Source organism: Streptomyces sp. T12, assembly GCF_028736035.1.
GTDB lineage: Bacteria > Actinomycetota > Actinomycetes > Streptomycetales > Streptomycetaceae > Streptomyces.
The window spans coordinates 6617629-6640191 of record NZ_CP117866.1 but is presented as its reverse complement, the minus strand read 5'-3'; the positions used below and the strand labels follow the sequence as shown (position 1 = coordinate 6640191).

The window sequence follows — 22563 nt, the reverse complement described above, 5'->3', positions numbered from 1 at the left end:
TACCTCTGTCGGAACGTCACAACCTCGGCCAGTACGAAGGCCACTGTCGGAACGTCATGGCAGCGCCCTGCACAACGCCTCCAACGCCCCCGTCCACGCATGGTCCGGCGGTGTGCCGTAGCCCACGACCAGGGCGTCCAGTGGCTGCGCCGTGGCGGCCTCGTGGCGGTGGAAGGTCAGGCCGTGGAGGGCCAGGCCCTGCCAGGTCGCCGCCTGGACCACCGACTGTTCCGTGCCGGGTGGGAGGCGCAGGACGACGTGGAGGCCGGCGGCGATGCCGGTGACCTTGAGGTGGGGGGCGTGCGTGGCCAGGGCCCGGACCAGGGCGTCCCTTCGGCGGCGGTAGCGCAGGCGGGCGGCGCGGACATGGCGGTCGTAGGCGCCGGACGTCAGGAACTCCGCCAGGGTCAGCTGGTCCAGGACCCCGCAGCTGTCCACGCCGCCCTTCGCCGCCGTCACCTCCTCCACCAGCGTCGGCGGCAGCACCATCCAGGCCAGGCGCAGCCCGGGGGCGAGGGACTTGCTGGCCGTGCCCAGGTAGACGACGTGGTCGGGGTCCAGGCCTTGCAGCGCGCCGACCGGCTGGCGGTCGTAGCGGAACTCGCCGTCGTAGTCGTCCTCCAGGACCAGCCCGCCGGTGCGGCGGGCCCAGTCCACCACCGTCGCCCGGCGGTCGCGGTGCAGGGGTACGCCCATGGGGAACTGGTGGGCGGGGGTGAGCAGCACTGCACCCTCGCGCGCCAACTCCGCCGGATTCGTGCCGAGTTCGTCGAAGGGGAGCGGAACTGTGTCCAGACCGGCCGCCGTGAGCTGCTTCCAGTGCGGTGCCAAGCCGTACGACTCGACCGCGACCCTCGCCACCCCGCGCGCCCGCAACACCCTGCCGAGCAGCTGCAGTCCGTGCACGAAACCCGCGCACACCACGATGCGTTCGGGGTCGGCGCGCACGCCCCGCGCGCGGGAGAGGTAGCCGGCGAGGGCGGTGCGCAGTTCGGCGCGGCCGCGCGGGTCGCCGTAGCCGAGCGCCTGGTGCGGGGCGGCGAGGAAGGCGCGGCGGGCCGCCTTGAGCCACTCCGTGCGGGGGAAGGCGGAGAGGTCGGGGGTGCCGGGGACCAGGTCGTAGGCGGGGCGGGGGCGTTCCGGGCGCGGCGGGGTGACTGCGCGGGGTGGGGCGGGGGTGCCCGTCGGCGGGGTCACCGGGCGGTCTGCCACCCGGGTGGCGGAGCCCTGGCGGGCGGTGAGCCAGCCCTCGGCGACCAGTTCGGCGTAGGACTCGGCGACCGTGTTGCGCGCGATGCCGAGGTCGGCGGCGAGGGAGCGGGAGGAGGGCAGCCGGGTGCCCGGAGCGAGGCGTCCGGTGCGCACCGCTTCGCGCAGGGCGTCGGTCAGGCCCCGGCGCAGGCCCGGGCCCGTCGGTTCCAGGTGGAGGTCGATGCCCAGAGTGGCCCAAGGTTTTGCCATGGAAGTGGACCATACTCCTGGGCTGCTTCGCTCCTAGGGTCGAGATCATGACGATGAGCGACACGAAGAGCGACACGACGACCGACGAGGCATACGCCCCCGAACGACCGGCCCGGCTGCCCTGGGCCCAGCTCGCCCCCGACGTGTACAAGGCGATGATCCGGCTCGACGCGGCCGCCAAGAAGGGCCTCGACCACAGGCTGTACGAGCTGGTCAAGATCCGTGCGTCGCAGATCAACCACTGCGCGTTCTGCCTGGACATGCACACCAAGGACGCGCTCGCGGCGGGCGAGAGCGTCGAGCGGATCGTGCAGCTCGGTGCCTGGGAGGAGTCCGCGCACTTCTACACCCCGAAGGAGCTCGCGGCGATCGAGCTGACGGAGGCCGTGACCGTACTGACGGACGGGTTCGTGCCAGACGAGGTGTACGACCGTGCTGCCGCGTACTTCGAGGAGGCCGAGCTGGCCCAGCTCATCGCCGCGATCACGGTGATCAACGCGTGGAACCGGTTCGGGGTGACCTGCCGTATGACCCCGGGGCACTACCAGCCGGGGCAGCACCAGTGACTCACACCGTGACCAAGGTCGAAGCCTTCCGCGCGCTGCACCGGCGCAGAGCCCTTGGCGACCCGCTCGTCCTGCCCGGCCCCTGGGACGCCGCGAGCGCCCGCGTCTTCGTCGAGGCCGGGTTCCCGGCGCTCGCCACGCCGAGTGCGGGTGTGGCCGCCTCCCTCGGGTACGAGGACGGGCAGACCCCGGCCGACGAGATGTTCGCGGCGATCGCGCGGATCGTCCGGGCGGTCGACGTGCCGGTGTCGGCGGACGTCGAGGGCGGGTACGGGATCACGCCGAAGGAGCTGGTGGAGCGGTTGCTGGAGACGGGCGCCGTGGGGTGCAACCTGGAGGACTCGGAGGACGGGGCGCTCAAGGACCCCCGCGCGCACGCCGACTGGCTCGCCGAGGTGCGGCACGCCGCCGCCGACCGGCTCTTCGTCAACGCCCGGATCGACACCTTCATCCGGGCACACGGGGGCTCCGGCGGCCCCAAGCAGGCCGCCGAACAAGCCACCGAACAGGCCATCGAGCGGGCCGCTTTGTACGTCGCCGCGGGCGCCGACTGCGTGTATCCGATCGGCGCCCCCACCGCCGTACTGCCGCTGCTGCGGTCCGGGATCCAGGGCCCGGTCAATGTGCACGGCACCGTGACCGGGGGCCCCTCGTCCGCCGAACTCGGCGAACTCGGGGCCACCCGGATCACGTTCGGGCCAGGGCTTCAGCGCAGCTCCGCGGAGGCGCTGCGCGGCATCGCCGCACACCTCGGCTAGCGGGTCAGGACAGCCACGCCTTCCACGTGGACTCGTGGCTGTCCGCCCACTTCGCGGCCGCCTCCTCCGGCGACAGCTTCTGCTCGGCGATCATCAGGGAGACCTCGTTCTGGTCCTCGGTCGTCCACTTGAACTTCTTCAGCAGGGCCGCCGCCTCGCCGCCGGTCTTGGCGAAGTCCGCGTTGAGGTACTTCTGCAGCGGGGTGTGCGGATAGGCGCAGGCGACCTTCTCCGGGTCGGCGTCGCAGCCCTCCTTGTACTCCGGCAGCTTCACCTCTGTCATCGGGACCTTCTTGAACAGCCACTGCGGCTCGTACCAGTACGTCAGGAAGGGCTTCTTCTCCTTGGCGAACTGTTTGATCTGCGTGATCTGCGCGGCCTCCGAACCGGCGAACACCACCTGGTAATCCAGGTCCAGGTTGTTCACCAGCGCCTTGTCGTTGGTGACGTAGGAGGGCGAGCCGTCCATCAGCTGGCCCTTGCCACCGCTCTCGGCGGTACGCATCTGGTCGGCGTACTTGTCGAGGTTCTTCCAGTCGGTGACGTCCGGGTGCTGCTTGACGAAGTACGTCGGGACGTACCAGCCGATGTGCCCGGTGACCCCGAGGTCGCCGCCGGGCACGATCGTCTTCTTGTCCTTGACGTACCGCTGCTCCTCCTCCGGGTGGCCCCAGTCCTCCATGAGCGCGTCGACGCGGCCCTGGCTGAGCGCGTCCCAGGCGGGGACCTCGTCGATCTGGACGGTGTCGACCCGGTAGCCGAGCTTGTGCTCCAGCAGGTACTGGGCGACGGCCACGTTGGCCTGCGCGCCGACCCAGGACTGGACGGACAGGGTCACGGTCTTGGCGCCCTGCGCGCCCGCGAACGGCGAGGCCTGCTTGGTCATGTCGGCGGCGCCACAGCCGGTCAGCAGCGCCAGCGAGGACACGCCGGCCACTACGGCAGTCGTACGGGTGGCCCTACGGGCCGTCGTACGGGTAGTCGTCCGAAGTCGCATGTCACGCTCCCTTCTTCGCGCGGCGTTCCGTCGGCTGGGTCACCCGGTCGAGCATCAGGCCCAGGCAGACGATCGCCGCGCCGGCCACCAGACCGGTCGCGAGGTCGCCCTGGGCGAGGCCGGCGACGACCTCGTAGCCGAGCGCGCCACCGCCGACCAGGCCGCCGATGATGACGACGGCGAGGACCAGGACCACGCCCTGGTTGACGGCGAGCAGCAACGCCGGGCGGGCGAGCGGGAGTTGGACCTGGCGCAGCTGCTGGGCGGGCGTCGCGCCGAGCGAGCGGGCCGACTCCAGGGCGGCCGGGTCGACCTGGCGCAGCCCCTGGGTGGTGATGCGGACGACGGCGGGCAGGGCGTAGACGACCGCTGCCGCGACGGCCGGGGCCCGGCCCACGCCGAACAGCGCCACCACCGGGATCAGGTACACGAACTGCGGCATCGTCTGGAAGACGTCCAGGACGGGCCGGAGCATCCGCTCGACCCGGTCGCTGCGCGCCGCCGCGATGCCGGTCGCGAAGCCCAGGACCAGGGTGACGGCGACGGCCGCCAGGACCTGGGAGAGGGTGTCGAGCGACGGCGTCCACACGCCCAGTACGCCGATCGCGGCCATGGCGAGCACGGCGGTCAGCGCGGTGCGCCAGGTGCCGATCAGCCAGGCGAGGGCGGCGACGATCAGCAGGACCGACCACCAGGGCAGCCACTGCAGGGTGTCGCGCACGGGGTCGAGGACCCAGGTGGTGAAGTGGGCGGCCCAGTCGGCGGTGCCGCCGATGACGGGGACGCCGGAGTAGAGGTGGTCGGTCATCCAGTCGACGGCGCGGTTGACCGGCTCGGCGATGTTCAGGGCCCAGGCGTCGGGCCAGTCGAGGCGTCCCGCCAGACGCCCGGCGACCGCCACGGCCACGGCGGCGACCAGGGCGTACAGCCAGCGCGCCCGGCCTCCTGGCTGCGGCTCGTCACTGAGCGCCTCCCCCGCCGCTGCGGTCACCCGGTCCAGTACGACGGCGAGCAGCACGATCGGGATACCGGCCGCGAGCGCCGCGCCCACGTCCACGGACCCCAGCGCCTGGTAGACGCGGTCACCGAGGCCGCCCGCGCCGATGACCGACGCGATGACCGCCATGGACAGCGCCATCATGATCGTCTGGTTGAGGCCGAGCAGGAGCTCCTTGCGGGCCAGCGGGATGCGGGCGGTCAGCAGGCGCTGCCGTGCGGTGGTGCCGAGCGACTCGACCGCCTCCAGCACCTCCTTGTCGGCGCCGCGCAGGCCGAGGGCGGTGAGGCGGGCCATCGGCGGGGCGGCGTAGACGACGGTGGCCAGGACGGCCGCGGGGACGCCCATGCCGAAGACCAGGACGACGGGGAGCAGGTAGGCGTACGCGGGGAGCACCTGCATGGTGTCCAGGACGGGGCGCAGGATCCTGTCCATACGGTCGGAGAGACCGGCGGCGAGACCGAGCACCGCGCCCACGGCGACCGAGGCGAGGACCGCCACGACCATGAGCGCGAGGGTCTGCATGGTCGGGATCCACATGCCGAGGAACCCGCAGGCCAGAAAGGCGATCCCGGTGCCCGCGGCGAGTCTCCAGCCGGCCACACGCCAGGCGACGAGGGCCCCGGCGGCGGTGACACCGGCCCAGCCGGCCGCGAGCAGCACCAGGTACACGGCGCGTACGGCGATCACGACCGCGTTGCTGATGTGCCCGAAGAAGTAGAGGAACAGCGGGTGGCTGTCCCGGTTGTCGATGATCCAGACGCTGGCCTTGGTGAGCGGCTCGGTGAAGTCGACGGTCAGCGCGGCGGGCCAGCTGCCGCTCGCCCAGCGGGCGTTGGCCAGCGGCACGAGGATCGCGGCGGCGAGCGCGAGCAGCATGAGCTTGCGCAGGACAGGGTGCTTGAGGACGCCCGGAACGGCGATGCGAGGGGCGGCAGTGGTGACGGTGGCCATCAAGCCACCTCCTTACTCTTCCCCGCCCCCGCGACACTCTTGCCTGCCCCCGCGACGCCACCCGGCGCCGTCCCCGCCAGGGAACTCCGCTCCGTCCCCGCCACGACGCCGAGAAGCCGTTCGTGGTCGACCACTCCCAGACAACGTGCCCCCTCCATGACCCGCGCCGGGGCACCGGTACGCGCCACGGCCTCGATGGCCTCCGACACCGTCGCGTCCGGCGCCAGAGCCGGGCCGCTGCCCGCCTCGTCCGCCGACGCGGCCCGCATGGCCGTACGCACCGTCATGACCTGCTCGCGCGGGACGTCGCGGACGAACTCGCGGACGTAGTCGTCGGCCGGCGAGCCGACGATCTCCTCGGGGGTGCCGAGCTGGACCACGCGGCCGTCGCGCATGAGGGCGATGCGGTCGCCCAGCTTGAGCGCCTCGCTCAGATCATGGGTGATGAAGACCATCGTGCGGCCCTCCTCGCGGTGCAGGCGGACGACCTCCTCCTGCATGTCCCGCCGGATCAGCGGGTCGAGCGCGCTGAAGGGCTCGTCGAAGAGCAGGACCTCGGGGTCCACGGCCAGGGCCCGGGCGAGGCCCACGCGCTGGCGCTGGCCGCCGGACAGCTGGCCCGGCCTGCGGTGCTCCATGCCCTCCAGGCCGACCTTGGCCACCACCTCGGCGGCGCGCTCGCGGCGCTCCGCCTTGCCGACGCCCTGGATCTCCAGGCCGTAGGCCACGTTGTCCAGGACCGTGCGGTGCGGCAGCAGGCCGAAGTGCTGGAAGACCATCGCGGCACGGTGGCGGCGCAGTTCGCGCAGACGGGTCTTGTCCATGGCGCGCACGTCCTCGCCGTCGATGGCGATGGTGCCCGCCGTCGGCTCGATGAGCCGGGTCAGACAGCGCACCAGCGTGGACTTGCCGGAGCCGGACAGGCCCATGACGACGAAGACCTCGCCCTTGCGGACGTCGAAGGAGACGTCCTGGACCGCCGCCGTGCAGCCGGTGCGGGCGCGCAGTTCGGCGGGCGCGAGCGCGGCCAGCTCCGGGTCGGCGGGGACACGGTGCGCCTTCGGGCCGAAGACCTTCCAGAGACCTTCAACAGAGAAAACAGGGGTACCAGGGGTAGTACTCATCACGCCTCACCTCCAAGCAGATCGACAGCCTTCTCCCCGACCATGAGCACCCCGATCATCGGGTTCACGGCGGTCATCGTCGGGAAGACAGAGGCGTCGGCGATACGAATGCCGTCCAGGCCACGGATCCTCAACTGTGGGTCCACCACCGCGAGTTCGTCGTCGGCGGCGCCCATCCGGCAGGTGCCCGCCGGGTGGTACACGGTGTGCGCGACCTTGCGCGCGTACTCGCTCAGCTCCTCGTCGCCCGTGACGTCCGGGCCGGGGCACACCTCGCGCTTGAGCCAGCTCGCCAGCGGTTCGGTCGCGGCGATCTCGCGGGCGATGCGGATGCCGTCGACGAGGGTGCGGCCGTCGTAGTCGTCCTCGTCGGTGAAGTAGCGGAAGTCGAGGGCGGGCTTGACGGATGGGTCGGCGCTGGTCAGGTACAGCCGGCCGCGGCTCCTGGGCTTGGGGATGTTCGGGGTCATGGACACCCCGAACTGCGGCCGCTCGTAGCCCAGTCGCTCCGGGTTGTCCGTGAACGGGATCTGGTAGAAGTGGAACATCAGGTCGGGGCCCTGGTGTTCGGGGTCGCGGCGGACGAAGAGGCCGGCGTCGGAGTCCATCGCGGAGTTCTCGGGGATCGGGCCGTGGGTCTCCCAGACGATCACCGACTCGGGGTGGTCGAGCAGGTTCTCACCGACACCGGGCAGGTCGTGGACCACCGGTATGCCCAGCTTGGCGAGGTCCTCCTTGGGACCGATGCCGGAGTGCATCAGCAGGCGGGGCGTGTCGACGGCGCCCGCGGCCAGCACGACCTCGCGCCGGGCGCGGATCAGCAGTTCCTCGCCGTCCTTGGTGCGCACGTGCACGCCCTCGGCGCGGGTGCCGTCCAGCTCCAGCTTGTACGCCCAGGTCTCCAGCAGGATGGTGAGGTTCTCGCGCTCGTCCATCACCGGGTGCAGGTACGCCACCGACGCCGAGGAGCGCTTGTTGTTCTCGGGGTGGTAGGCGAGGTCGAAGAAGCCGACGCCCTCGGTGAAGGGCTGCTTGTTGAAGCCCTCGACGCGCGGGACGTCGAGCGCCCCCTGTGCCGCGTCGACGAAGTCACGGGCGATGGCGTTCCGGTCCTGCTCGTCGACCGGGACGATGTTGTTCTTCAGCCGGGCGAAGTACGCCTCCATCGGCACCGCGCCCCAGCCCGTGGCGCCGGCCGCCTCCCACTCGTCCCAGTCGGACGGCAGCGGCTTGAAGGCGATGAGGGTGTTGTGCGAGGAGCAGCCGCCGAGGACGCGGGCACGGCTGTGCCGGATGTGCGAGTTGCCGCGGGGCTGCTCGGTGGTCGGGTAGTCGTAGTCCAGCTCGCCGCCGAGCAGGCCCATCCAGCGGCGCAGGGTCAGCACGTCGTCGCGGCCGACGTCGCTGGGGCCTCCCTCGATGACGGCGACGGTGACATCGGGGTTCTCGGTGAGGCGGGAGGCGATGACGGAGCCTGCCGTGCCGCCGCCGATGACGACGTAGTCGTACGTGTGGGGGGTGGTGTCGGGCATGGGGTGGTACTCCAGGAGGGGTCGGGCTGGACGGGCTTACGGGGCTCGGGTCAGCCCGCGAACCACCGCACCGGCTTCGGTGCGAGGTTCTGGTAGACGTGCTTGCTCTCGCGGTATTCGGCGAGTCCGGCGGGGCCGAGCTCGCGGCCCACCCCGCTCTTGCCGAAGCCGCCCCACTCCGCCTGCGGGAGGTAGGGGTGGAAGTCGTTGATCCAGACGGTGCCGTGCCGGAGGCGGCCGGCGACCCGGCGGGCGCGGCCCGCGTCGGCGGTCCAGACGGCGCCCGCGAGGCCGTACTCGGTGTCGTTGGCGAGGGCGATCGCCTCGTCCTCGGTGCGGAAGGTCTCGACGGTGAGGACCGGACCGAAGACCTCCTCGCGTACGACGGCCATCTCGCGGTGGCAGTGGTCGAGGACGGTCGGCTCGTAGAAGTAGCCGTTCTCCGGCCGCTCGGGCGACGGCTCGGGACGCCTGCCGCCGGAACGCAGTACCGCGCCGTCCTTGAGCGCGGAGTCGACGTACGCCTCGACCTTCGTGCGCTGCTGCTCGGAGACGAGCGGTCCGCACTCGACGCCGTCCGCGGTGCCGCGACCGAGGCGGATACGGCTTGCCCGGCGGGCGAGTTCGGCGACGAAGCGGTCCCGGACGGAGTCCTCGATGATCAGGCGGGCGCCCGCCGAGCAGACCTGGCCGCTGTGGATGAAGGCGGCGTTGAGGGCCTGGTCTACGGCGGTGTCGAAGGCCTCGTCGGTGGCGCAGGCGTCGGCGAAGACGACGTTGGGGTTCTTGCCGCCGAGTTCGAGGGCGACCTTCTTGACGCTCGGCGCCGCGGCCTGGGCCACCTTCGTGCCGCTGATCAGGCCGCCGGTGAAGGAGACGAGGTCGACGTCGGGGTGCTCGGCGAGCCGGGCGCCGACCGAGTGGCCGGGCCCGGTGACGATGTTGGCGACGCCGGCCGGCAGCCCCGCCTCGACGAGCAGCTCGATCAGCGCGATCGTCGTCAGCGGCGTGATCTCGCTCGGCTTGACGACGAAGGTGTTGCCGGCCGCGAGGGCGGGCGCGATCTTCCAACTGGCCTGGAGGAGGGGGTAGTTCCAGGGCGTGATCAGCGCGCACACGCCGACCGGCTCATGGACGACGACGCTGTGGATGTCGGGCGAGCCCGCGTCGACGACCCGGCCGGGGGCCTCGGCGGCGACGAGGTCGGCGAAGTAGCGGAAGGCGTCGGCGACGCAGTCGATGTCGACCCGGCCCTCTTCGACGGTCTTGCCGGCGTCGCGGCTCTCCAGCAGACCGAGCTCCTCGCGGTCGCGCACCAGCAGGTCGGCGACGCGGCGCAGCAGGGCGGCACGCTCGGCGACGGGAGTGCGGGGCCACTGACCCTGCCCGCCGTCGAAGGCACGGCGGGCGGCCGCCACGGCCAGGTCGGTGTCCTTATCGTCACCCTCCGCGACCACGGCGAAGGGCAGCGCATCCGCGGGGTCGAGGATGTCGCGCGTCGCGCCGGTGACGGCTTCGCGCCACTCGCCGCCCGCGTGAATCGTCTGTCGTGCCTGCCGCGCCTGCTGTCCGGTCATGATCGGTGTTGCCTTCCGTTCCTGGTCGGTGCCCCTGAGTCACACAGGTGTCACTCACGAGGACCGTCATCGCCTGCCCGGGCCCTCGGATTGCATGCGCAATCGGTGGCCGAAAGTGTGCTGTGTCACTGAACATGCGGGCAAACAGGAACGAAAGGGACGCCGAAGGCGTCGAAGGGTGGTTCAGAAGTCGGCCGGCGGGTCCTCCCCCACCCGGCCGTCGATCGACTCGCGGATCATGTCGGCCTGGCCGACGTGACGGGCGTACTCCTCGACGAGGTCGATCAGGACGCGCCGCACGCTGGGCGCCCGGCCGTCGGGCCAGGTGTGGCGGACCAACTGGTCCACGCCACCCTCGGACAGCACCGCCCGCAGGTTGGCCCGGGAGCGGGCCACCGCCTCCTCCCACAGCGCGTACAGCCGCTCGGGCTTGTCCTGGGCCGCCGACCGCCACTCCCAGTCGGGGTCGGCGTCCCAGTCCACCGCGTCCCACGGCGGGGGCAGCGCCACTCCGAGCAGGCGCCGGGTGAAGTACTCGTCCTCGACCAGGGCCAGATGCTTGAGCAGCCCGCCCAGGGTCAGGGCGGAGGGCGCGAGCCGTGTGCCCAGGCCGGCCGCGTCCAGCCCCTCGCACTTCCAGGCGAAGGTACGGCGCTGGCGCTCCAGGGAGCCGATGAGGGTGTCGACCTCGGAGCCGGCGACGGGCGGCTCGACGAGGATCGGCTGTTCGGTGTCGTGGGTCATGACGGGCAGACTAGGGTCGGTTCCGGTCGATCCACTTCCGGAATCAAAAGTCACCTGGGCCGAGGATGAGCCACGACGAAAGCCCCACCGCCCGAGCCCTGCTGCTCCTGGAACTCCTCCAGAACAATCCCGGCATCACCGCCGACCGCCTGGCCGGCCGCCTCGGCGTCTCCGAACGCGCCGCCCGCCGCCACGTCGGCATCCTGCGCGAGGCCGGCATCCCCGTCGAGTCCACCCGGGGCCCGTACGGCGGCTACCGCCTCGGCCGGGGCCTGCGCCTGCCACCGCTGATGTTCACCCCGACCGAGGCGCTCGGCCTGGTCATGGCCGTACTGGACGGCCATCACGACGCGGCCGACCCGTCCGGCCCGGTGGGCAGCGCGCTCGGCAAGCTCCTGCGCGCCCTGCCCGAACCGGTCGCACACCCGGCCGAGGCCGTCCGCAAGGTCAGCGCCCGGGGCGGCCCCGACGCCGCCTCCCGCCCCGACCCCGACACCACCGCCGCGCTCGTCCAGGCCGCCGCCGCACATCACCGCCTGCGCCTCGGCTACCGGCTTGGCTCGCGCGGCGAGCGGACCATGGAGGTCGACCCATGGGCGGTCGTCGTCCACCACGGCCGCTGGTATCTGCTCTGCTGGTCGCACACGCGCGACGCGCGCCGCGTCCTGCGCGTGGACCGGGTCACCACGGTGACGGCACTCCCCGACACCTTCGAGCCGCCCACCGGTCTGCGTCCCGTCGAGACCCTTGAGGAACACCTCTCCCAGGGCTGGAGCCATGAAGTGGAGATCGTGATCGACGCGCCCGCCGCGCTCGTGACCGAATGGCTCCCCCGCAGCCTCGGCCGCCCCGAGCCGATCGACGACGGCACCACACGCCTCCTCGCCACCACCGACGAGCCGGACTGGTACGCCGAGCAGCTGACGGCGATCCGGGCCCCGTTCCGCATCGTCGGGCCGCCGGAACTGCGGGAGCTGCCCGAGCGCTCGGCCGGCGCCTCACGGAAGCGGCCGAAGGCATGGCCCCCGACGCGACCTTTGACTAAAGTCAAAGAATATGGAGCCAGTGAGGGATACGTCGAGGGATGCACCGAGGACTGCGCCGAGGCGCGCCTCCGGCACGACGGAGCCGGTCCCGACGGACGGCATCGAGGCGCGCCTCCGGCACGACGTGACGGCCTTCCGCCGCTTCAGCCGCTACTTCACGCGCCGCATCGGCGTACTGGACGACCACTACCTCGGCCAGGACCGCCCGCTCGGCGAGGCCCGGCTGCTGTTCGAGGTCGGGGACGGCGCTTCTCTGCGTGAGCTCAGGAGCCGGCTCGGTCTGGACGCCGGCTACCTGAGCCGGATGGCCAAGGCACTTCAGGCTCAGGGCATGGTCCGGCTGAGGGCCCACCCGGACGACAACCGGCTGCGCATGATCGAGCTGACCCCGGCCGGGCGGGTCGAGGTGGAGGAGCAGAACCGGCGGGCGGGCGCGGCCGCGGCCGGGCTGCTCGAAGGGCTGAGCGCGGCACAGCGCACGGCACTGACCGAGGCCCTGACGACGGCACGCCGGCTACTGCGCCTCGCCGGGATCACCGTCGAGGAGGTCGACGCCGCGAGCCCCGACGCGCGCGCCTGCCTGGACGCGTACGCCGCCGACATCGACCAGCGCTTTCCCGAGGGCTACGACAAGTCCTTCCTGGTCCGGCCCGACGAGGTGTCCGGGGACGCGGGCGCCTTCTTCGTCGCGTACGAGGAGGGCCGGCCGGTCGGCTGCGGGGCGCTACGGCGCCTGGAACCGGGCGTCGGCGAGATCCGCCACGTCTGGGTGCACAAGGACGCCCGCCGCCTCGGCCTGGCCCGCCGCCTCCTCGACGCCCTCGAACGCGCGGCCACCGCACGGGAGTTGACCGTCGTACGCCTCGACACGCACGCCACGCTCACCGAGGCACAGGCGATGTACCGGGCCTGCGGATACACGGAGATCCCCGCCTACACCGACGACATCTACGGCAGCCATTGGTTCGAAAAGCGCCTGGCCCCCTGAACCGTCCCCGAACCGTCCCCGTCACCGGCACCCCCCGCCCGCCGGGCAGAAGGACTCCAGTGCGGCGGTGAGCGGTTCGCGGACCAGCGCCGGGGCCAGGTCCTCCGGGCCGGCGGCGCGGATCGCGTAGAGCGTGCCGTCGGCGGCCTCGAAGCGGTGGTCGATGACCTGGCGGGGGCCCTTGTTCTCGTCGTCGTAGCGGTAGGTGAGCTCGGACCAGGCGGCGGCCGAGGCGCGGTCCATGGCCCGGTAGCCGGGCTGGGTGGAGAAGCCGTAACCGGGGTCGTTCTCGGCGAGGTCGAGGGACTCGGCCGCGGTCTCCTCCGCGAGCGCGAAGATCTGCAGGCTGCGGCCGTCTTCCGGGGCGTCGTAGCGGACCACCGGCGCCTTCTCCCCCTGCCGCTGGCTGCGGATCCAGTCCTCGGGGACGTGGAGGGTGTAGCCGACGGGGTCCTGGACGCGACGGTAGCCCGGGGGTGAGGCGGAGTCGCGGGTGGCCGCCGAGGTGGCTGCCGACGGGGCGCTGACGGAGACGCTCGGCAGGGGGGTCGTCCCGGTCGCGGCGGCGTGGGAGTCGTCGCGGATGACGTACCAGACCCCGGTGCCGACGCCCGCGCCGAAGACGGCGGCGGTGACGAGGACGAGGAGAAGGCGGCGGGCCCGCAGGGGTGACGGCTGGACAGGGACCGGGAGGGGTGGGGGCATCGACAAGGAGGTCTGCGTCTGTGCCGACGCCCACGGTGGCGGAACGACCGGCTCCCGCGCGGCCCAGGCCGCCTGGCCTCTCTCCTCGCTGGGCTCGTGTTTGCCGTCCCATCCGCTCATGCCGCTCATGGCAAGTCCCCCGAATCGCGCGCTGCTTACCTCTTGCGACGCTAGCGGCGAAACCGGCCGCAGGCCCCGTTCCGGAAGAAACCGGAACGGGGCCTGCGCAGGTTCGTGACAGAACGGCCTCTGAGACGGGCTCAGATGAGGCCGAGGGAGCGGACCGCCTCGCGCTCCTCGGCGAGCTCCTGGACGGAGGCGTCGATACGGGCGCGGGAGAACTCGTTGATCTCCAGGCCCTGGACGATCTCGTACTTGCCGCCCTTGGTGGTGACGGGGAAGGAGGAGATGAGGCCCTCGGGCACGCCGTAGGAACCGTCGGACGGAATACCCATGGAGACCCAGTCGCCGTCGGCCGTGCCGTTGACCCACGTGTGGACGTGGTCGATGGCGGCGTTGGCGGCGGAGGCCGCGGAGGAGGCGCCACGGGCCTCGATGATCGCCGCACCGCGCTTGGCGACGGTCGGGATGAAGTCCTCGGCCAGCCACTTCTCGTCGTTGACGACCTCGGCGGCGTTCTTGCCGGCGATGGAGGCGTGGAAGATGTCCGGGTACTGGGTGGCGGAGTGGTTGCCCCAGATGGTGAGCCGCTTGATGTCGGAGACGGTGGAGCCCGTCTTCTTCGCGAGCTGGGTCAGCGCACGGTTGTGGTCGAGGCGGGTCATCGCGGTGAACCGCTCGGCCGGTACGTCGGGCGCGGCGGCCTGCGCGATGAGCGCGTTGGTGTTGGCCGGGTTGCCGACGACCAGGACCTTGATGTCGTCCGCGGCGTGGGCGTTGATGGCCTGGCCCTGCGGCTTGAAGATGCCGCCGTTGGCCTCCAGGAGGTCACCGCGCTCCATGCCCTTGGTACGGGGGCGGGCGCCGACGAGCAGCGCGACGTTGGCGCCGTCGAAGGCGACGTTCGGGTCGTCCGAGATGTCGATGCCCTGCAGGAGCGGGAACGCGCAGTCGTCGAGCTCCATGGCAGTGCCCTCGGCAGCCTTGAGCGCGGGCGTGATCTCCAGGAGGCGCAGCTTGACCGGCACGTCCGCGCCGAGCAGCTGGCCGGAGGCGATGCGGAAGAGCAGGGCGTAACCGATCTGGCCGGCCGCGCCGGTGACGGTGACGTTCACGGGAGTGCGGGTCATGGCGTTCTCCGTATGACAGCTGGCGGTGAGGCATCCCTGCCCCGGGGTGCGGGACGTAGAGATGATCGATCTCTTGGCGTCAAGAGATCCACCCGTCAGGCTATCGCGCATCCGGGATCTCGCACGGCCGGGTCCGTGTGGCCCGCCCCACAGAATGACCATGACTGCGGCAAAGGGGCGGCCCACTACGGCAAAAGGGGGGCGGCCGCCCGGTCCGGGAGAGGTGAACCTGGGCGGCCGCCGGGTGGGGGTACCGATTGCCGGACTCCCGTGGGGGTACGGTGCGCGTGCCCACTATGCCGACGGCCATTCCTGTCCGGTCCGAAAACTTTTCACCGCCCAACGCCCAACGCGGGGACGCCAGACGCCAGACGCCAGACGCCAGACGCCGGTCAGGCTGGGATTGCCTGACCGGCGTCGAGAAGCAGAACCGCAGGGGCGCAGGGGGACTTACTGCGTGCACCCCTCCTGGCCCGCAGCCAGCGTCGCGCAGGCCTTGGCCTCGCCCGCGTCCTTCACGGCCACCATCGGCGTGTACGCGATCGTGTCCCCGGCGAGGGTGATCGATCCGGTCTGCTTCGTCTTGCCGACCGTCACCACCACCTCGTCCCCCTGCGCGGCCTGCGTGATACGCCCCCACGCCGCGCCGCACGTCTCGCTGTAGCGCACCTCGACCACGGCCGTGCCGACGGTCGCCGTCTTGGCGGTCGTCACCAGGTCACCGCTGCAGCCCATGCTCTCCGCGTCCTTGCCGGTGCAGGAGTCACCGCTGCACTCCACCCCGGCCGGCAGATCGGGGTCCGTCGTCACGGAAGGCGAGGGCGACTTGACCGCGTCCTCGTCCTTGTTCCCGCTGCCGGGGTCGGTGAGGTAGAACACCGCCGCGATCACGACCAGCACACCGACGACGCCCGCGAGGAACATCGTCAGCCGCCGCTTGCCACCGCCGCCGGAGGATCCGCCCCCCGGACGAGGCCGCTGCGGAGGCTCGCCGTACGGGCTCGGCATCCCCGCCGAACCCGGAACCGGGTCGGACACCCCGGACGCGCCGGACGCCCCCGCCATCCCCGACGGCGCCGCCCCCGCCGTACGACCCCCCGTCGGCGCCGGACCTCGATACCCCGCCAGCCCCCAGGAGTTGCCCCCGGAGGAGGAGCCGTCGCGGACGTCCGCCCCACTGGAGCCCCGTCCCACCGAGTCCCGCACCGGGGAATCCCGGACCTCGGAGTCCCGGACCGCGGAATCCCGCACCTCCGGCGCCGTAGGCTGCGCCGGCACCGTGGGCGGCACGGTCGGTGCCACGCCCGCCGGTCCCGCCACGCCGGGTGTCGCCGTCGCGCTGCCGCTCTTGCGGGCGGCCTTGCCCGCCTTCGCACTCCCCTTGGCGTTCGCCGGCGGCGCCCCGAACTCGCTCAGCGCGGCGCGCGCCTGGGAGATCCGGATCGCCTCCATGGTCATGTCGTGGCGCATCTCCGAACGGCTCCACGCCCGTTCGGCGAGCTCCCACATCGTCGTCAGATGAACGGGATTGGTGCCCGTGACCTCGGCGAGCGCCACGATCGCGCCCTTGGGCGCGAGCAGTCGCCCGTTCAGATACCGCTCCCAGGACGTCTTGCTGTATCCCGTGCGGTCGGCCAGCGCCGCGATGCTCAGACCGCTGCGGTCCACGAGCCGACGCAGCTGGCTCGCGAACTCCCTGACCTGCGGATCGAGTTCATCCGGCAAGGCCCTCCAACGAGGCATTGCTTCCCCCCTCTTCCCCCCGGTTCGTGCTGGTGTTTCTCGCGTTTCCCCCGCGCGTGGTGCCCTCTGCCGAGTCCCCGTTCTGGCTACCCACAGGGATGCGCCCGATAAGGATCTCAGTTCCCGGGGTGGGGGCGCACGGGAGCATCCGGACCGTGGCCATGCACCGTTGCACGCCCATCGGACCGCGTCCAGTGTTCCACCGGCCCCCCTCTCCGGCCGACGCAACCCTGGCAGTAAGCCCTTGCCAACCACTCGGGACGCCCCGACCCGTCCCGATCGACCACGCTAGCCCGGCTGTTGAACGACTTCCTTGCAAATCCGCGAACTTGTCAACACATCGACACACAGAAAGCACATAAACGATCACCTGCGTCACATGGGCCCACACACTCCCCATTCGGACAAGTCCGGCACGTCGACCTCAACCGGCTCACCCCAGCGCGAGGGCCCCGATCACCGCCGTCAGCACCAGGGCCACGACGAGCACGACGGCGACCACCAGCAACCGACGCGACGGCGGCTCCGGCTTCGCCGGCGGCGCGTCCCACCAGGGAAGGGTGGGATCGTCCTCGTACTCCTCGTGCTCCGCGGACTTCTCGTGCCCCGCGGACTTCTCGCGCTCCTCCGACTTCTCGCCGCCCTCGGCACCTTCGCCCTCCGCGCCTTCCGGCTTGGCCGGCACCGTCGCAGACTTCGGCCACGCCTGCACGGCCAGCTCCCACCGCACCCCGAAACGTTCCGCCTCCTCCTTCCCGGTCCCCGCCACCCGGCACAGGGCGACGACCGCCTGCCGGGGCGGGGGCTGGGTGGCGTTGAGGTAACGCTGCCAGGAGGACTTGCTGTACGCCGTGCGCGCACCCAGCGCGACCAGGCTCAGGCCCGTACGGTCCTTGAGCTGCCGCAACTGCTCCACGAAGTGCCGCACCTCCGGCGGCAGATCGTCGGGCAGCGGCTGCCAGGCACCCATCGCTCACCTCCGAACCAGATCCGATCAGGTGACGACACGGAGCGGCGCCATGGTTCCCGACGTACCTCGACGACCCCGACGTAGCGGAACGGTCACTTCCGTGCCACAGCGCACTGACAGGCGTTGAACAGCCCCTTCAGCGTGCCCGAGGGTTGACGCGGACGGCGGCCCGTCCTTCCGCGGGGGAGAGGACGGGCCGCCGTCGCGTGAGGTGCTTCAGTTCTCCACCGTGAAGTGCAGCGCGTCCTTCAGGAACGGGATCTGAAGCAGCGGCTTCGGCTGCGCCATCAACGCCAGCAGCACGATCACGAGGCCCAGCCCGCCGTACGTCACTATGTCCGTGAAGCGCGAGCGCACGGCGAGCATGCCGACGCTCGGCAGGAGCCAGCGCAGCACCGCGCCGGTCAGCAGGGCGCCGCCGATCACCAGCGTGCCGACCCGGAACACGTCGAGCGCCGTGATCAGCAGGCCCACCCCGACCAGGCCGAGGACGAGGAGGACCGGCCACTGCCGGGCGGGCGCCGGGGCGTCACCGGCCGCGGCCCGGCCGCCGCCCTCGGGGCGGGCCGTGTCCCTGGTGAAGAGCGGGAAGCGGCGGGTGGTCCGCACCGGCTTGCCCTCGGCGTCGGGCGCGCTGACCGCGTCCCGCACCTCGATCTCCTCCGAGACGTCCTCGGGGCCGCCCCCGGATGCATCCGCAGAGGCTTCCACAGAGACATCCGCAGAGACAGAGGCTTCCGCGGAGGCCTCCTCCGGGACGACCTCCTGCGCGTCCTGCGCGTCCTGCGCGACCCGCTCCGGGTTCCGCTCAGCCGACGACACTGCGCTCCGCCGCCTCGACCACGTTGACCAGCAGCTGCGCCCGGGTCATCGGGCCCACGCCACCGGGGTTAGGGGAGATCCAGCCGGCCACCTCGGCGACGCCGGGGTGCACGTCGCCCACGATCTTGCCCTCGGCGTTGCGCGAGACACCGACGTCGAGGACGGCCGCGCCCGCCTTCACGTCCTCGGGGCGGATCAGGTGGGCGGAGCCCGCGGCGGCGACGATGATGTCCGCGCGGCGCAGGTGGGCCGCCAGGTCCCGCGTCCCGGTGTGGCACTGGGTCACGGTCGCGTTCTCGCTGCGCCGGGTCAGCAGCAGCGGCATCGGCCGGCCGATGGTGACACCGCGACCGACGACCACGACCTCGGCGCCCTTGATCTCCACGCCGTGGCGGCGCAGGAGGGTGAGGACGCCGTTCGGGGTGCAGGGCAGCGGGGCGGGCTCGTTGAGCACCAGACGGCCGAGGTTCATGGGATGCAGCCCGTCGGCGTCCTTGTCCGGGTCCATGAGCTCCAGGATCCGGTTCTCGTCGATGCCCTTGGGCAGCGGGAGCTGGACGATGTAGCCGGTGCAGGCGGGGTCCTCGTTCAGCTCGCGGACGACCGCCTCGATCTCCTCCTGGGTCGCGGTGGCCGGCAGCTCGCGCTGGATGGAGGCGATGCCGACCTGGGCACAGTCACGGTGCTTGCCGGCGACGTACTTCTGGCTGCCGGGGTCGTCCCCGACCAGGATCGTGCCGAGGCCGGGCGTGACGCCCTTCTCCTTCAGCGCCGCCACGCGGGCGGTCAGATCGGACTTGATCGCGGCTGCGGTGGCCTTGCCATCGAGAATCTGGGCGGTCATGGGTCCCATCCTCGCGGATGACGCCCTCCTGGTTCCAATCCGGGTCGGCTGTGGCCTTGAGCACCGTATCTCCGCCCGTATCCGCCCATGATCGGTGATGTTGCACTTGCACAACGCATAGGGAATGCGGCTGGACAAGTAAGAGCCGACTAAAGAACGATGTGACAGAAGTGCCGCGGGCAGTACGGGGGGACACACCGCATACGTAGACCTTCCTCCGAACCATGCCGCGCGTCCCCGCACTCGGAAACAACGGAGGAAAGACCGCCATGAGTTTCGGCGACCCGAACAACCCCTACGGCCCGCCGCAGCCGCCTCAGGGCCAGCCCGGCTACCCGCCGCAGCAGCCGCCCCAGGGCCAGCCCGGCTACGGCTACCCGCAGGGCGCTCCCCAGCAGCCGCCCGCCTACGGCTACCCGCAGGGCCAGCCGGCCTACCCCGGCTACCCGGGCGGGAACATGATGCCGATGCAGATGCCCGGTCTGATGAAGACCGCGCGCGTCTTCCTCTTCATCCTCGCCGGCTTCCAGCTGCTGTTCGGCATCATCACCGGCATCCTCATCGGCGCCGCCCAGGACGTGTCCAACGGCGTCGGCTCGGGCGACAGCACCGACACCCTGGCCGGTCTCGGCTTCCTGGTCGCCGGCCTCATGGTGGCCCTGGGCGCCCTGTCGATCTTCCTGGGCGTCAAGTTCAAGAACGGTGGCAGCGGCATCCGCGTCACCACGATCGTGTACGCCTCGCTGATGATCCTCGGCAGCATCGGCAACATCGTGAACGGCGCCAGCGGCTCCACCACCTTCGCCGGACTCATCTCCCTCGCCATCGCCGGCATCATCCTCGCCTCGATGGTCAACAGCGCGGCGTCGGCCTGGTTCAGCCGCCCGCGGTACTGAACGCTTCACCGAGCGCATCCCGAACGCACCGAACATTCACGCATTTTCACGCGTGACTGAAGAGTTCGCGCCAATTAATCGCCAGGGCCGTGTCTCACCCGTATGAGGGGGACACGGCCCCGCTGCGTCGCCCTACTCTGACGTCGGTAGCCGTCAGGCACGGGGAGACGCACCTTGTACAGCATCATCGTGGTACCTCCGCCGACCACGGAGGACGAGACCGACCGCGCCCAGCTCCGACTCGCGCCCGGCGAGCGGCTCAGCTTCGGGCGTTCCGCTTCCGACAACGACCTCACCATCGCGCACGACGGGGTGTCCCGCAGAGCCGGTGAGATCACCGCGCAGGGCGCCTTCTGGATACTGAGCAACCTCAGCCGGGAACAGACGTACGTCGTGGAGAACCCGGAGGGGGCGGGCGAGCACATCAAGGTCGGGCCGGGGCGGCTGGATGCGCCGGTCCCCTTCGAGTTCTCGCGGATCGTGCTGCCGGCGGCCGGCGATCTGCTGACGGTCGAGGTGTGGGCGCCGCGCCACGACTACCTCAGCTCCGACGGCGGCCTGGACGGCGCGACGACCGCCCCGGCCTTCTCGGTCGACCGCACCAAGCGGTACTTCGCGGTCCTGGCCGCCCTGTGCGAACCCCGCCTGCGCGGTGAACCGCACGCCGCGCTGCCCACGGTCGACCAGGTCGTGGACCGGCTCCGCCCCAACTGGCCCGCCGCGTCCCGCACTTCCGTCCAGTGGAACATCGACTACCTCGCCGTGAAGCTGCGGCTCAAGCCCGGCCCGGAGACGGCGGACACCGGTCCGCGCCTCAACGGCAAGAAGGAGTCCCTGGTGTCGCTGGCGCTGCGCTTCGATCTCGTCCGGGAGGACGACCTCATCGTGCTGAGAGAGCCCGCGTCCTCGGCGGCCAGGGCGTCCGGCCGGGCGGCCCGGTGACCGAGCCGTACGCCGTGCCGGTGCCGAAGGGGTACCGGGTGGGCGGGTGGGAGGTGCGGGAGCCGATCGCCACGGGGGCGTTCGGGAGCGTGTACGAGGGCAGGCGCGCCGGAGCCGACACGGGCCTGCCGGCCGAGGTGGCCCTGAAGTTCCTGCCCACCGGCACCGGGACCCCCCGCCAACTCTCCCACCTGCGCGAACTCATCGACCGCGAGGTCGAGTTGCACCGCAGGCTGAAGCAGCCGCGGCTGATCCGGATGTACGAGACCCTCGTCGTCGACGACGCAGGCCACCCGGCCCTCGACGGCGCCACGGTCCTCGTACTGGAGAAGGCGCAAGGCTCGCTGTCCGCGCTGCTGGCGCACACGCCGAGACCGGAGGCGGGACCGGCGCTGCTCGCGCAGATCTGCGAGGGGCTGGCACAGCTGCACCGGGCGGGCTGGGTGCACGGTGACCTCAAACCGGCCAATGTGCTGCTGATGCAGGACGGTTCGGCCCGGCTCGCCGACTTCAACATGGCGGCGGAGCTGGAGGGCACGCACGCGTACACGCCCGCCTTCTCGACCCCCGACTACACGCCGCCGGAGCTGCTCTGGTCGGAGATCGGCGAACGCGGCCGCCGCATCCGCCCCTCGGCCGACGTCTGGGCGTTCGGCGTCCTGGCCCATCTGGTGCTCACCGGCTCCTTCCCGCTCCCCGGCGCCACTGCGACGACCCGTCGCGACGCGGCCGCCGCCTACGCCCGCGGCACCGACGAGCTGCGTCTGTCGCCCGAACTCCCCGACGCCTGGCGGGAGATCGTGCGGGACTGCCTGACCCGTACGCACACCGACCGGATCGGCAGTCAGGCGCTGCTGCGGCGGGTGGAGGCCGCGGCGGGCACCGGCCGCTCACCGCGCCTGCCGCGGTCCCTCCTCCCCCGCCGCCGCTCCCGCCGTACGACGATGCTGGCCGCCGCGACCGCCGTGGTGGCGGTGTCCGCCCTCGGCTACGGCATCAGCACCTGGGCCGGTGCCGGGGCCGAGGGGGCCGGCGCCTCGGGCGGCGAGACCACGAAGGTCACGGCCGCCACCTACGGCGCCTCCGAACTCCGTACGGACAAAGGCGTCCCGGTGGCCTACCGCCGGCTCATCGTCGACTCCGCGCACGACTGCGTCCAGCCGGAGGTCACCCCCGCGCTGATCGCCGCCCTGCTGAAGGCGGAGAGCGACTTCGACCCCGACCTCTCCGATCCGTCGGTGGGCAAAGAGGGCGAGTACGGCATCGCCCGCTGGACGCCGAGCCTGCTGCGCTGGTGGATCCGCGACGACGGCGTCCCCGCGACGGAGACCCCCAAGCCTCCCCTCACGCCGGCCGAGTCCATCCCGGCCGTGGGCCGCTACCTCTGCTACATGGAACCGCTCCTCGATCAGAACGGCTTGTCCGGCGACCGCCAGGTGCTGCTGGCGGCCGCGTACCGGACCTCGACCAAGGTCGTGAACAACGCGGGCGGTGTTCCCCCGAAGTACCGCGACTACGCCGCCCGCGTCGCCCACTACCTCAAGGAGTACACGCCGCCCGGCAAGACGTGACCCTGAGAGGTCTTAGGTACCACCGCACGGACCGGGCTGGGACGGTGTGAGCACTCCGCTTCGGCGGTACGACCAC

The 22563-nt window shown here is 71.7% G+C and carries 20 protein-coding genes; 7 read left to right on the top strand and 13 right to left on the bottom strand.

Translation table 11 applies throughout. The features are described from left to right. Nucleotides 1-54: 54 nt before the first annotated feature. Nucleotides 55-1461 (bottom strand): PLP-dependent aminotransferase family protein, encoded by a 1407-nt coding sequence (locus tag PBV52_RS30045; RefSeq protein WP_274242607.1) that lies wholly within the window; start codon nucleotides 1459-1461, stop codon nucleotides 55-57. A gap of 47 nt (nucleotides 1462-1508) precedes the next feature. Here PBV52_RS30045 and PBV52_RS30040 point away from each other — a divergent pair, with 47 nt between their 5' ends. Together PBV52_RS30040 and PBV52_RS30035 are read left to right on the top strand one after the other, a co-directional pair. After that, nucleotides 1509-2027, top strand: a complete 519-nt coding sequence (locus PBV52_RS30040) for a carboxymuconolactone decarboxylase family protein (protein WP_274242606.1) — start codon at nucleotides 1509-1511, stop codon at nucleotides 2025-2027. A gap of 8 nt (nucleotides 2028-2035) precedes the next feature. Next, on the top strand, nucleotides 2036-2785 hold the full coding sequence (locus tag PBV52_RS30035; protein ID WP_274242605.1) for an isocitrate lyase/phosphoenolpyruvate mutase family protein: 750 nt from the start codon (nucleotides 2036-2038) through the stop codon (nucleotides 2783-2785). Between the two features lie 4 nt (nucleotides 2786-2789). Here the strand turns inward: PBV52_RS30035 and PBV52_RS30030 are convergent, their stop codons facing one another. From PBV52_RS30030 to PBV52_RS30005, 6 genes are all read right to left on the bottom strand, one after another. Next, nucleotides 2790-3782: an ABC transporter substrate-binding protein gene (locus tag PBV52_RS30030; protein ID WP_274242604.1), complete on the bottom strand. Its 993-nt coding sequence runs from the start codon at nucleotides 3780-3782 to the stop codon at nucleotides 2790-2792. Between the two features lies 1 nt (nucleotide 3783). Then, complete coding sequence (locus tag PBV52_RS30025; protein ID WP_274242602.1) at nucleotides 3784-5733, bottom strand: proline/glycine betaine ABC transporter permease; 1950 nt, start codon at nucleotides 5731-5733, stop codon at nucleotides 3784-3786. Then, nucleotides 5733-6857: a glycine betaine/L-proline ABC transporter ATP-binding protein gene (locus PBV52_RS30020; RefSeq protein ID WP_274242601.1), complete on the bottom strand. Its 1125-nt coding sequence runs from the start codon at nucleotides 6855-6857 to the stop codon at nucleotides 5733-5735. Before PBV52_RS30020 ends, PBV52_RS30025 begins: the two co-directional genes overlap by 1 nt. Further along, nucleotides 6857-8389 carry a GMC family oxidoreductase gene (locus PBV52_RS30015; RefSeq protein WP_274242599.1) on the bottom strand — a complete coding sequence of 511 codons (1533 nt, stop codon included), beginning with the start codon at nucleotides 8387-8389 and terminating at the stop codon, nucleotides 6857-6859. Before PBV52_RS30015 ends, PBV52_RS30020 begins: the two co-directional genes overlap by 1 nt. Before the next feature lie 50 nt (nucleotides 8390-8439). Beyond that, complete coding sequence (locus PBV52_RS30010; RefSeq protein ID WP_274242597.1) at nucleotides 8440-9966, bottom strand: aldehyde dehydrogenase family protein; 1527 nt, start codon at nucleotides 9964-9966, stop codon at nucleotides 8440-8442. 183 nt (nucleotides 9967-10149) lie between these two features. Beyond that, on the bottom strand, nucleotides 10150-10710 hold the full coding sequence (locus tag PBV52_RS30005) for a DinB family protein (protein WP_274242595.1): 561 nt from the start codon (nucleotides 10708-10710) through the stop codon (nucleotides 10150-10152). Between the two features lie 65 nt (nucleotides 10711-10775). On the opposite strand from PBV52_RS30005, the gene PBV52_RS30000 reads away from it, so the two are divergent. Beyond that, the gene (locus PBV52_RS30000; protein ID WP_274242594.1) at nucleotides 10776-12017 is read left to right on the top strand and encodes a YafY family protein; all 1242 of its coding nucleotides are present in this window, start codon (nucleotides 10776-10778) and stop codon (nucleotides 12015-12017) included. Continuing rightward, nucleotides 11923-12744, top strand: coding sequence for a bifunctional helix-turn-helix transcriptional regulator/GNAT family N-acetyltransferase (locus PBV52_RS29995; protein WP_274249670.1), 822 nt, complete (start codon nucleotides 11923-11925; stop codon nucleotides 12742-12744). The genes PBV52_RS30000 and PBV52_RS29995 overlap by 95 nt, the downstream gene beginning before the upstream one ends. A gap of 21 nt (nucleotides 12745-12765) precedes the next feature. Here the strand turns inward: PBV52_RS29995 and PBV52_RS29990 are convergent, their stop codons facing one another. From PBV52_RS29990 to PBV52_RS29965, 6 genes are all read right to left on the bottom strand, one after another. Continuing rightward, a complete protein-coding gene (locus PBV52_RS29990; RefSeq protein ID WP_274242593.1) occupies nucleotides 12766-13569 on the bottom strand; it encodes a hypothetical protein in 804 nt (267 codons plus the stop codon). Nucleotides 13570-13709: 140 nt separating this feature from the next. Beyond that, nucleotides 13710-14699, bottom strand: a complete 990-nt coding sequence (locus tag PBV52_RS29985; RefSeq protein WP_274242592.1) for a malate dehydrogenase — start codon at nucleotides 14697-14699, stop codon at nucleotides 13710-13712. Between the two features lie 450 nt (nucleotides 14700-15149). Continuing rightward, nucleotides 15150-16424, bottom strand: a complete 1275-nt coding sequence (locus PBV52_RS29980) for an XRE family transcriptional regulator (RefSeq protein WP_274242590.1) — start codon at nucleotides 16422-16424, stop codon at nucleotides 15150-15152. A 451-nt stretch (nucleotides 16425-16875) separates the two neighbouring features. Continuing rightward, nucleotides 16876-17412: a helix-turn-helix transcriptional regulator gene (locus PBV52_RS29975; protein ID WP_274242589.1), complete on the bottom strand. Its 537-nt coding sequence runs from the start codon at nucleotides 17410-17412 to the stop codon at nucleotides 16876-16878. 216 nt (nucleotides 17413-17628) lie between these two features. Further along, a complete protein-coding gene (locus PBV52_RS29970) occupies nucleotides 17629-18123 on the bottom strand; it encodes a DUF3017 domain-containing protein (RefSeq protein WP_274249668.1) in 495 nt (164 codons plus the stop codon). A 97-nt stretch (nucleotides 18124-18220) separates the two neighbouring features. Further along, nucleotides 18221-19078 carry a bifunctional methylenetetrahydrofolate dehydrogenase/methenyltetrahydrofolate cyclohydrolase gene (locus tag PBV52_RS29965; RefSeq protein WP_274242588.1) on the bottom strand — a complete coding sequence of 286 codons (858 nt, stop codon included), beginning with the start codon at nucleotides 19076-19078 and terminating at the stop codon, nucleotides 18221-18223. Nucleotides 19079-19347: 269 nt separating this feature from the next. On the opposite strand from PBV52_RS29965, the gene PBV52_RS29960 reads away from it, so the two are divergent. The 3 genes from PBV52_RS29960 (at nucleotide 19348) to PBV52_RS29950 (ending at nucleotide 22487) form a co-directional block, all read left to right on the top strand. Continuing rightward, on the top strand, nucleotides 19348-19974 hold the full coding sequence (locus tag PBV52_RS29960; RefSeq protein ID WP_274242586.1) for a hypothetical protein: 627 nt from the start codon (nucleotides 19348-19350) through the stop codon (nucleotides 19972-19974). Between the two features lie 174 nt (nucleotides 19975-20148). Then, the gene (locus tag PBV52_RS29955; RefSeq protein ID WP_274242584.1) at nucleotides 20149-20916 is read left to right on the top strand and encodes an FHA domain-containing protein; all 768 of its coding nucleotides are present in this window, start codon (nucleotides 20149-20151) and stop codon (nucleotides 20914-20916) included. Next, nucleotides 20913-22487, top strand: a complete 1575-nt coding sequence (locus PBV52_RS29950) for a protein kinase (RefSeq protein ID WP_274242583.1) — start codon at nucleotides 20913-20915, stop codon at nucleotides 22485-22487. Before PBV52_RS29955 ends, PBV52_RS29950 begins: the two co-directional genes overlap by 4 nt. Nucleotides 22488-22563: the final 76 nt, after the last annotated feature.

Excerpts from the sequence above, each read along its gene's own strand:
- PBV52_RS30045 (WP_274242607.1), bottom strand. The coding sequence starts at position 1,461 with ATGGCAAAACCTTGGGCCACTCTGGGCATCGACCTCCACCTGGAACCG.
- PBV52_RS30040 (WP_274242606.1), top strand. The coding sequence starts at position 1,509 with ATGACGATGAGCGACACGAAGAGCGACACGACGACCGACGAGGCATAC.
- PBV52_RS30030 (WP_274242604.1), bottom strand. The coding sequence starts at position 3,782 with ATGCGACTTCGGACGACTACCCGTACGACGGCCCGTAGGGCCACCCGT.
- PBV52_RS30025 (WP_274242602.1), bottom strand. The coding sequence starts at position 5,733 with ATGGCCACCGTCACCACTGCCGCCCCTCGCATCGCCGTTCCGGGCGTC.
- PBV52_RS30020 (WP_274242601.1), bottom strand. The coding sequence starts at position 6,857 with ATGAGTACTACCCCTGGTACCCCTGTTTTCTCTGTTGAAGGTCTCTGG.
- PBV52_RS30015 (WP_274242599.1), bottom strand. The coding sequence starts at position 8,389 with ATGCCCGACACCACCCCCCACACGTACGACTACGTCGTCATCGGCGGC.
- PBV52_RS30010 (WP_274242597.1), bottom strand. The coding sequence starts at position 9,966 with ATGACCGGACAGCAGGCGCGGCAGGCACGACAGACGATTCACGCGGGC.
- PBV52_RS30005 (WP_274242595.1), bottom strand. The coding sequence starts at position 10,710 with ATGACCCACGACACCGAACAGCCGATCCTCGTCGAGCCGCCCGTCGCC.
- PBV52_RS30000 (WP_274242594.1), top strand. The coding sequence starts at position 10,776 with ATGAGCCACGACGAAAGCCCCACCGCCCGAGCCCTGCTGCTCCTGGAA.
- PBV52_RS29990 (WP_274242593.1), bottom strand. The coding sequence starts at position 13,569 with ATGAGCGGATGGGACGGCAAACACGAGCCCAGCGAGGAGAGAGGCCAG.
- PBV52_RS29985 (WP_274242592.1), bottom strand. The coding sequence starts at position 14,699 with ATGACCCGCACTCCCGTGAACGTCACCGTCACCGGCGCGGCCGGCCAG.
- PBV52_RS29975 (WP_274242589.1), bottom strand. The coding sequence starts at position 17,412 with ATGGGTGCCTGGCAGCCGCTGCCCGACGATCTGCCGCCGGAGGTGCGG.
- PBV52_RS29965 (WP_274242588.1), bottom strand. The coding sequence starts at position 19,078 with ATGACCGCCCAGATTCTCGATGGCAAGGCCACCGCAGCCGCGATCAAG.
- PBV52_RS29960 (WP_274242586.1), top strand. The coding sequence starts at position 19,348 with ATGAGTTTCGGCGACCCGAACAACCCCTACGGCCCGCCGCAGCCGCCT.